Here is an 8,984-nt window from a genome sequence, read left to right as displayed (position 1 = left end):
CCAGCCTCAAGCCAAGGCTTGAGGCTGGCGCCGCCTCACGCCTAACGTTTCAAGTTAATCAGCTCCTGCAAGATCTCGTCGGAAGTAGTCACCACCCGGGAATTAGCTTGGAACGCCCGACTGGTAATGATCATCTCCGTCAGTTCCCGGGCCAGATCTACGTTGGACATCTCCAAGGTAGCCGTCTGGATCGTTCCTCGCCCCTGGGTGCCTGGAGTCCCTATCCGGGGTTCGCCCGAATTGCTGGTTATCTGGTACAAGTTGTCCCCGGCTTTGAGCAAACCTTCGGGGTTACCAAAAGCCGCCAGGGCAATCTGACCTAAGTTCCTGACCAGCCCATTGGAGTAAGTCCCGCTTATCACTCCGTCCGAGCCAATGGTAAACCCCTCCAGCTCCCCAGGAGGAAATCCATCCTGATATTTATAATCCAGGGTACTAGGGGCCGCCAGCTGGGTAACAGCGCGAAAGTTTAATTTGATACTTACTTCGGCAGCATTAGGGTTGGTAGGGGTAAACTTAATTTCCGGGGGGGTAGTTGGCGATTCCAGTGATCCATCCATGTTAAACTTGAGGGTAGTGTCCGTTGGCTTGTCGATTGTACCAGCATCAGTTCCTCCTGTCACATCCCAAGTCCATTCGTTGGGGTTCGTTCCTTTCTTAAAGGTGAATGTAAGCGTGTGCCGGACCCCGAGGCTATCATAAACATCCACTGACACTGAATGGGTATCGTTAACTGCAGCGTTTGCGTCCAGGTTATACATAAAGACTATATTCTCCGTTGCCTTGGCTATGGTTTTCTCGCCCAAGGGAATATTGATGGGACCGACAGGTCCAGTAGGGTCGATGGTTCCGTCTGAAGCCGCAGTCCAGCCTAGTACTTTCATGCCGGTAGCAGCATTAACCAAGTCTCCATCGCTTCCCCGGGAGAAAGATCCGTCGCGAGTATAGAAAACCCTCGAACCATCGCTAACCACAAAAAAGCCATTCCCTTGGATAGCCAGGTCCTCTGGGCGCCCGGTAGGTTGCAAGCTACCTTGGGTATGGATGTTGTCGATAGAGCCCAGAACCATCCCCAGGCCTACCTGGGAAGGATTGATGCCGCCCCGGCCCTGCTGGGGCGCAGAAGCACCGCGCAAGGTCTGACTCAACATGTCCTGAAACTTTACCCGGGCGTATTTAAATCCGGTGGTATTGACGTTAGCTATGTTGTTACCAATAACGTCAATTTTGGTTTGCATGTTTTGCATACCTGAAACTGCCGCAAACAGGGATCTAAGCATGATGTTCCCTCCTTATGCTCTCAGCCGCTTCCGTCGCTCCGCGGCTGTGGGCCCCCTGGCGGACCGGCCCTAACTTATCCGCGGCGTCAAATGATTACCGCGCTGTCGATGTTGGTAAAAACTCGCTCCTTCATTTCCGCGCCATTCAGAGCGGTAACTATGGTGTTGTTGCCGATGCTGGCTACCATAGCCAGATCCCCATAAAGTAGCAGGGATTGGCGCGCTCCTTTTTCTCGAGCTCGAGCCATAGCCCTACCAATCTCGTCCACTTGCTTGGCAGTCAAGTGAATCTGGCGCTGCTCCAACCTAGCCAGGGCGTGGGCCGAAAACCGTGGCAGTCGCATTTCTCGTTGGGCCTGCTCCAGCACCTGGTCAAACTTTACCGCCCCTCGAACTTGGCCCAAGGCACTTCCTGGTCCACCTGGGCTAGGCCCCTTGACACCCGTGGTTAAAGAAACACCTTCGCTCATTTAGTTTCACCACCGTGGGACCAAACCGTTTCCACCGATTCCACCGGGTAGCTAGAATCGCCCAGTTTTACCCAGACTTGGCCCTTCTCAAAGGAAATACCCTCCACTGCCCCCTCAATGCTCCTGCCATCGTGGTCGCGCACCGACACCTGTTTCCCGATCAGAGTCGCGCTCAACATCACCTTCTCATACTGCTCAAAGCGGCTGACCTGCTCAGATAAGTTCTGGAGAACCTCCATAGTGGCCAATTGCGCCATTTGGCTCACTAAGGTGCTGTTATCGATAGGAGCCATTGGGTCCTGATAGCGAATCTGAGCGGCCAGCATTTGCAAGAACGTGTTCTTGGTCAGCCCATTAAGACTAACATTCGTGCTAGCCAAACTAGTGGCTGCCGCAACCTGTGGATTAGACGAATTGATAGCTCCTACTGGACTCAAGTTCCTTCCCCCTCGTCGATATCGTAATTGCTACACTAACAGGTTTACATCTCGACAACCTAACTCCTCAGCTGGGCCAGCTGTTCTACCTCCAGCTTGGGCAGTACTGTAACTGCCTCCAACCCTGGTGACCGCGCCTACCTCTTGCTTCAGCACCTCCTGTCCCTGCTGGTGGGTGTGCTGGAAACTATGGTTTTGCTGTCCATCCTCTACCGTCACCATCAATTCACCTACCGGCACCTGCTGGCTGGCCAATCTATCTCGCAGCTCCCCGAAGCCTTGCTGCAAAAAGTGGGCCGCCTGCTGGTGACTTACCTGGAAGCTCGCATCCAATTGCCCTGCTTTCCACACCAAGTTAGCCCGGATTTCCCCAAGCCCATCAGTCTCTAACTTGAGCCTAGCCTTGGTCGACTCAGGCCGAGCATAGACCAGGACTTCTTGGAGCAGCCTTTCAGGTGCGGCCGTCATCACCTGGGGAAAGTCCAGACGGTTTTGAGACCACACCACCACTTGCTCACCTACAGCACCGTTCGGTGGAGCGGGCAGCGATTGGTTCTTTTTTGCCATCGCTACCTCCCCCCCGGAAGCTTCCGCCTGTAGGTGCCTAATCAGGATCTCGCCGGGCACATTTTCAGAATCCAAAGTGGCCGCCATTCTCATACCAAAGGCGGGTTCCGAGCGAGAAACCAGGTTCATCCCCACTTGAGGTTTAGGTCCTTCCCAAGAAGCTACTTCAGCTTTTCCAGGTCTAGCGCTAATGGCTCGCTGACCATGTTCTCCTTTCTCCGCTTTCGCCTGAAGCCTTCCCAGCAACCCCTTTTCCTCAACGCCCTCTGAGCCGAGCACTCCCGGAGACAATGCCAACCGACCAGATATTATCGGCTCAGTCCCTTGGACGGTGGATGCAGCAGTACCACCAGGCACTACAGTATCCGCCAGCACCACCTGACCTTTCGGGCCGGTGATAACTGTTGGGTCCTTCCCCTCAGTTCCCTGGAGCACCGCCATCTCGGCTGAGTGGTTGCTTATAGCCTGAGCTCCATGGTCCAAACTCAAGCCAGCATTACCGCCTGGTAACGGATACTCTGGCATGTTGCTTATCATCTCCGGATGCCCGAGCCCTGTTTCGATCAGACTCTGCGAATCTCTTGGAGTTGGCCGAGCCAGCACCAACGGGTCGGCCAGAAGCGACAACAACATTTCTACAAAGCCCGCCTCGGCTAGAGCTGGGAGATTCTCCTGGTTGACCTTGGTGTTTGCCTGTCCAGCTGCCGGCAAGGCTTCTCCAGTCACAACCCCGATCATATTCATCACCTCCTTTCAGCTCCTGATTCCTTAAGCCTTGGCCTATCCCAATTACAGCACCTGGCCTGCACCTTTGGTTCGCTTTTTGAGCAAGAACCTACTACTGGCCGCCTCATCTAGCACCTTTTGATCCTGCCGCAGACTTTCCTGGATATACTGCCTGCGCTTTCTATCCTTTAACTTGCTTACCACTTCCCGTTCCTGCATTGCAGCTATAACCTTCTGCCGCTGGGCTTCTACCTGGTTCTCAGCCTGTCCAACTACTTGCTTCTGCGTTTCCATTCTCATATCCACATAACCCAAGTACTGATCCCGGTGTTGCCACTGGCCAATATCGATTGTCCCTGCCGGTGTTACCTCCAACTCCTTTTCCCAGCGTTGGCACCAAGCTGCCAGGACCTCCCGTTCCCTTTCCAGGTATCGTTCTGCTTCTCCCAGATGAGCCTTTTCTGCTTTTTCTATGGCTTGGCGATAATCCAACACCTTCTCTAAGCCGAATACAAATCTACGCATCCCCCGCTCCTCCCTGCCCCAGTATTGCTTCTAAGGCAGCAACGCTATCTCCAAGGCGAAAGACTTCTTCGATCCCCTGCCGGAGAAAGCTCTCTATGGGCCCGTGCAATCTTATGGCCTCGTCGATGCGCGGGTTGGACCCAGCCTTGTAGGCACCAATATTAATCAAGTCCTCAGACTCACGATATGTGGCCAGAATATCTCTAACCTTAGCTGCCAAGTTTTTATGAGACTCAGAGACCAGTTCCGGCATCAACCGGCTTACGCTTTGCAAGACATCAATTGCCGGAAAGTGGTTGCGAGAGGCCAGTTCCCGTGAGAGGACGATGTGACCGTCCAAAATGCCACGAACAGCGTCTGCTATGGGCTCATTCATGTCATCCCCGTCCACTAACACCGTGTAAAGCCCAGTGATGGAACCGGTTAGCGAGGTTCCGGAACGCTCCAGCAACCGGGCCATGCCGGCAAATACCGAGGGTGGATAACCCCTGGTAGCCGGTGGTTCACCAATCGCTAGCCCTACCTCTCGCATTGCCATCGCAAAACGGGTGATTGAATCCATCATTAACATTACCGTCATGCCCTGATCCCGGAAGTACTCGGCCAAGGTAGTTGCTACCAAAGCCGACTTGATTCGAACTAATGCTGGCTGGTCGGAGGTAGCTACTACCACTACCGACCGTTCCAAACCTTTGGGGCCTAAATCTTTTTCAATGAAGTCCAATACCTCTCGGCCTCGCTCCCCAACCAGGGCAATTACATTAACATCTGCGCTGCTGTGGCGCGCTATCATTCCCAGGAGGGTACTTTTTCCAACCCCGCTGCCAGAAAAAATACCTATTCTCTGCCCCTGACCACAGGTTAAAAGCGTGTCTATGCACTTGATTCCCGTTTCCAAAGGTTCCGTAATCCGCCTCCGCTGCAAGGGGCCCGGAGGTGAATTGTTCACTTTATACCACTGTCCTCGCAGAGGAATTCCCTGTCCATCGATAGGTTGGCCCAAGCCGTCCAGCACCCGACCCAGAACTGCCGAACCTACAATGACGCGGTGTGGCATTCTAGTTGGCACCACTGGACAGCCAGGGGCGATTCCCCCCAGTTCACCTAGGGGCATAACCAAGGTATGTCGGGCCCGAAAACCAACTACTTCTGCTTGAACGGGGTGAGCGTTCCCGGGCACATGGATCAAGCAGATCTCCCCAACCGAAGCCGTTATCCCTGCCACTTCCACTGTTAAGCCGACTACCTCGGTAACCTTACCCACGGCCCTTAACAGGTCAGATTCGTCAATTTGCCGGTGGTAATTTTGAAAATCTAGGTTAACGTACATCAGTCATCACCAGCCAATAAGCGTTTCAACTCTTGCAGCTGGCTATTTATAGTTGCAACTAGTTCTCCATCCTCGGTAACCACCCGGCAGCCGCCCTTCTCTATGCTCTCATCCGGAAGGATACGAAGGGTAGCTCTGTGGTCCAGGTTGGCCATGAGTTCGTCTTTCTTCTCCCGAATCAGCTCGGCGTCTGATGGGTGAGCAAAGATAATGTAATCTTGGTTTTCGCAAAGTCTTCGTAACGCTTCTTGGGCGATGGATACGACGATAGCTGGATCGAGCTCCACGCTTTTGCGAATAATCTTCTCCGCCATGTGCAAGGCCAAGCGGACGATCTCTTGCTCGCTCTCAAGTACTATTTTGTTTTTTAGCTTCCGTGCTTCCTTGAGGACCTTTACAGCCTGGGTTCGGGCGTGTTTTGCACCTTCCAAACCACGGCTAAGCCCCTCCTGGTACCCAGCTTGATAACCCTCCTTCTCAGCTGCTGCTCTAATGCTCTGGGCTTCATGCTGGGCGGCAGCTACCAGCGCCTCGGATTCAGCTTTTGCCTGCTTTATTAGGGCTTGAGCTTCTTCCCGGGCTGCTTCTGATGAAACAAGTGTATTACTGGGGCACGCCTCGGGGTGATTAACTTGCACCTGAAGCCTTTGCGTAAAGCAGATTTCTCGAAATCGCCCGGGGTCAACCGGCACATGCTTAATCACCCTAGAAGACAATGGCATCTTCTCCACCCCGCGAGATGATTATCTCCCCGGTCTCATCCAGCCGGCGAATAACCTGGACAATTTTTTGTTGGGCTTCCTCCACGTCTCGCAAACGTACCGGTCCTAACAGCTCCATATCTTCTTGCAACATTTCCACAGCTCGTTTGGACAGATTCTTGAAAATACGCTTCTGAACTTCCTCGCTTGAACCTTTAAGGGCATAAGCCAGATCTTTGGTATCTACCTCCCGCAAGACGCGGCGAATAGCGCTGTCCTCCAGGGTAACCACGTCCTCAAAGACAAACATCCGCTTCCGAATCTCTTCCGCTAGCTCCTGGTCTTCCTGCTCTAGCGCCTCTAAAATGGTCTTTTCAGTGCCCCGGTCAACTCGGTTAAGTATGTCCACCAAGGTCTTGACGCCGCCAGTTATGGTAAAATCCTGGCTGACCAATGAAGATAGTTTACGTTCCAGGATGATTTCCACTTCTCTAACGACCTCCGGCGAAGTCCGCTCCATGATGGCAATCCTTTTGGCAATTTCAGTCTGTTCCTCCTGAGGAAGCGAACTCAAAACTACTGCTGCCTGTTCTGGCTCCAAATACGACAGGATCAAGGCAATGGTTTGAGGATGCTCATTGCTAATGAAGTTAACTAGCTGCTTGGGATCGGTCTTTCTGACTAAGCCAAAAGGCCTGATGCGCGAGCTTTCGGTTAATCGCCGGATAATCTCTGCTGCCTTGGTCGGCCCCAGGCTCCTTTCCAGCACCTCCCGAGCGTACTCGATACCTCCGCGGATGATGTATTGCTGCGCCTGACTCAGCTGAAGGAACTCTTCTAGCACCTCTATCTGAACCGCCGGATCAACCTTGCTGGTATTGGCAATTTGCTGGCTAATGCGCTCAATTTCTTCTTGGGAGAGCTCGCGGAGTATTAGGGACGACAGCTCCGGACCAATAGTGATAAGGAATATGGCCGCTTTTTCTAAACCAGTAAGTTCCTTCCCTTTTGCCAACGATCCCACCCCTACGTCCGGTCCTCAGCTACCCAAGTCCGCAACAATTGCGCCGCCTGATCAGGTTGCTTGCGTATACTCTCCCGCACCTTCTCCTGCCGGTCTCGCTCTTTTTGCTGTTCCGGAGCCAACTCTATGGGGGCTACGTCACCTGTGGCTGCCACAGGTACGCCCGCAAGCTCTGCCCCTGCCAACTCAGGTACCGCCTGTGAACGCCGCCTGAGCCAGATCAGGGTGCCAACTACAAGCAGCAATGCTACCAGCCCTATGGCTCCCAAGGTGATGTATCGTTTAAGGGCCTGTCGACGAGCCTCGTCCTGAGCAGCTTGCTGCATTTCCTGCTGCTGTTGCTGCTCCCAGCTTCGGTCGAACGGGATGCTGGTGACATTAATCTGATCTCCCCTGGCCTGCTGAAAACCAATAGCTGCTGCCACCAGGTTTTGCACCTGGCTTATGGTCTGTGGCGGCAATGCCCCATCTAGCACCACTGAAGCTGAAAGGTTCTGTAACCGACCTGGCGCATACACTATCCGGTCTTGGTTTTGCGTCACCTCATAGTTTCTGGTAGTTTGCGACCGATTGCTACCTTGCTGCCCACCAGTCTGGGGAATAGGATAATTGCCAACATTGGATGGCGTGCCAGGAATTCCTCCCGTCGGGCCAGCGCCGGTGGTCTGTTCCTGGATAACCTGTTCGCTACGTAATACGTTGTTGGGGCCGTACTCAATCCGCGTAACTTCGTGTTGACTAAAATCTAAATTGGCGCTAACCATTACCGCTGCTTTGTTGGGCCCTAAGACTTGGTCCAAGACTTGAGTGATCCGTTTTTCTAAGTCGCGTTCGAAGTTACGCTTTAACTCCTGCTGAACTCCAGTGGAAGGAGAACTTGAAGAGCTAGACAGGTCTGCTAGGATCAAGTCGCTCAGCACTTCGCCTCTGGTATCAATTACTTTAACGTTCTCTGGCGGTAAATTGTCCACCGCGCCAGAAACCAAGTAAACAATAGACTTAACTTGCTCAGGGCTGAGCTTGGCCATCGGCTTAAGCCGCAAGCTGACTACCGCTTGGGCAGGCTTTTCCTGTTGGCTGTAAAGGCTCGGTTGCGCCATGGTAATATGCACCCGGGCCTGGTCCACCTGATCCATCCACCCAATGGTTCGTTGGAGCTCCACCTGTAAAGCTCTCTGGTAATCCACTTGTTGCTGAAAATCGGACAATCCCAGTTGATTCTGGTCAAATAACTCAAATCCCTTGCCTCCGCCTCCAGCTACCAAACCGCTACCGGCCATTTGCAGCCTGAGGTCGTATACCTGATCCTTTGGCACCATTATGGTGGCGCCGTTGTCTGCCAGCTGATACGGAACCTTATCTTGTTTCAGCTTTTCCACAATCGCACTGGCGCTTTGAGGATCCAAATTGCCGAATAGGGGAGCATATTCTACCCGCGTCAGCCTTTGGGTGCCAACAACTATAGCAACCAGCGCTACTCCCAATAGTGCCGGGTATACGATTTTTTTGGTTGGACTAAGGTTCGTCCACCAACGGTTGAAGCGAATAAGGAGTCCGTTAAGATTCATCTGTGACCTTCCTTTGGCGACCTAGATTTGCATCCGGGAAACCTCTTGATAGGCCTCAATTATCTTGTTACGGATTTGTACCGTCAGTTGCAACGCCAAATTGGCCTCTTCAGTAGCAATCATCACCTGATGCACATCCTGGATTTGACCCGCCAAATAGGCCTGAGTTACCTGATCAGCTTGTTCCTGCAAGTAGTTCACTTGATTCCACGCGTCCTTTAGCGCCGTCAAAAATGATTGGGGTGCAGAGCCTTGTTGGCTCTGCTGGTTTTGTGGATTTGCCACCCCTTGCGGAGAAACCAAGTTGCTAACTGGGCCAATAGCCGTCAAATTGGCAATGGTCATAGCAAAAGCCT

Annotated in this window: 10 protein-coding genes; all 10 read right to left on the bottom strand. The window is 53.0% G+C overall.

Features of this window, described 5'->3' with window-relative positions; genetic code table 11:
- Positions 1 to 41 precede the first annotated feature (41 nt).
- Complete coding sequence (locus H5U02_04500) at positions 42 to 1,280, bottom strand: flagellar hook protein FlgE (GenBank protein ID MBC7341693.1); 1,239 nt, start codon at positions 1,278 to 1,280, stop codon at positions 42 to 44.
- Positions 1,281 to 1,366: 86 nt separating this feature from the next.
- Positions 1,367 to 1,750 (bottom strand): flagellar protein, encoded by a 384-nt coding sequence (locus tag H5U02_04495; GenBank protein MBC7341692.1) that lies wholly within the window; start codon positions 1,748 to 1,750, stop codon positions 1,367 to 1,369.
- Complete coding sequence (locus H5U02_04490; protein ID MBC7341691.1) at positions 1,747 to 2,187, bottom strand: hypothetical protein; 441 nt, start codon at positions 2,185 to 2,187, stop codon at positions 1,747 to 1,749. Before H5U02_04490 ends, H5U02_04495 begins: the two co-directional genes overlap by 4 nt.
- 30 nt (positions 2,188 to 2,217) lie before the next feature.
- The gene (locus H5U02_04485; protein MBC7341690.1) at positions 2,218 to 3,492 is read right to left on the bottom strand and encodes a flagellar hook-length control protein FliK; all 1,275 of its coding nucleotides are present in this window, start codon (positions 3,490 to 3,492) and stop codon (positions 2,218 to 2,220) included.
- Between the two features lie 51 nt (positions 3,493 to 3,543).
- The gene (fliJ, locus tag H5U02_04480) at positions 3,544 to 4,005 is read right to left on the bottom strand and encodes a flagellar export protein FliJ (GenBank protein ID MBC7341689.1); all 462 of its coding nucleotides are present in this window, start codon (positions 4,003 to 4,005) and stop codon (positions 3,544 to 3,546) included.
- Positions 3,998 to 5,335, bottom strand: a complete 1,338-nt coding sequence (fliI, locus tag H5U02_04475) for a flagellar protein export ATPase FliI (protein MBC7341688.1) — start codon at positions 5,333 to 5,335, stop codon at positions 3,998 to 4,000. Before fliI ends, fliJ begins: the two co-directional genes overlap by 8 nt.
- A complete protein-coding gene (locus tag H5U02_04470; GenBank protein ID MBC7341687.1) occupies positions 5,335 to 6,051 on the bottom strand; it encodes a hypothetical protein in 717 nt (238 codons plus the stop codon). Before H5U02_04470 ends, fliI begins: the two co-directional genes overlap by 1 nt.
- Positions 6,041 to 7,051, bottom strand: coding sequence for a flagellar motor switch protein FliG (gene fliG / locus H5U02_04465; protein ID MBC7341686.1), 1,011 nt, complete (start codon positions 7,049 to 7,051; stop codon positions 6,041 to 6,043). Before fliG ends, H5U02_04470 begins: the two co-directional genes overlap by 11 nt.
- A gap of 11 nt (positions 7,052 to 7,062) precedes the next feature.
- Positions 7,063 to 8,628 (bottom strand): flagellar M-ring protein FliF, encoded by a 1,566-nt coding sequence (gene fliF / locus H5U02_04460; protein MBC7341685.1) that lies wholly within the window; start codon positions 8,626 to 8,628, stop codon positions 7,063 to 7,065.
- Positions 8,629 to 8,649: 21 nt separating this feature from the next.
- Positions 8,650 to 8,973 (bottom strand): flagellar hook-basal body complex protein FliE, encoded by a 324-nt coding sequence (gene fliE / locus H5U02_04455; protein MBC7341684.1) that lies wholly within the window; start codon positions 8,971 to 8,973, stop codon positions 8,650 to 8,652.
- Between the last annotated feature and the right edge of the window lie 11 nt (positions 8,974 to 8,984).

It is taken from the genome of Clostridia bacterium (genome assembly GCA_014360065.1).
Classification (GTDB): Bacteria; Bacillota; DSM-521; order Neomoorellales; family JACIYF01; genus JACIYF01.
Note: the sequence above shows the minus strand (reverse complement) of the source record. Positions and strands in the feature narration are given on the sequence as shown.

Excerpts from the sequence above, each read along its gene's own strand:
- fliJ (MBC7341689.1), bottom strand. The coding sequence starts at position 4,005 with ATGCGTAGATTTGTATTCGGCTTAGAGAAGGTGTTGGATTATCGCCAA.
- fliE (MBC7341684.1), bottom strand. The coding sequence starts at position 8,973 with ATGACCATTGCCAATTTGACGGCTATTGGCCCAGTTAGCAACTTGGTT.
- fliI (MBC7341688.1), bottom strand. The coding sequence starts at position 5,335 with ATGTACGTTAACCTAGATTTTCAAAATTACCACCGGCAAATTGACGAA.
- fliF (MBC7341685.1), bottom strand. The coding sequence starts at position 8,628 with ATGAATCTTAACGGACTCCTTATTCGCTTCAACCGTTGGTGGACGAAC.
- H5U02_04500 (MBC7341693.1), bottom strand. The coding sequence starts at position 1,280 with ATGCTTAGATCCCTGTTTGCGGCAGTTTCAGGTATGCAAAACATGCAA.
- H5U02_04495 (MBC7341692.1), bottom strand. The coding sequence starts at position 1,750 with ATGAGCGAAGGTGTTTCTTTAACCACGGGTGTCAAGGGGCCTAGCCCA.
- H5U02_04485 (MBC7341690.1), bottom strand. The coding sequence starts at position 3,492 with ATGATCGGGGTTGTGACTGGAGAAGCCTTGCCGGCAGCTGGACAGGCA.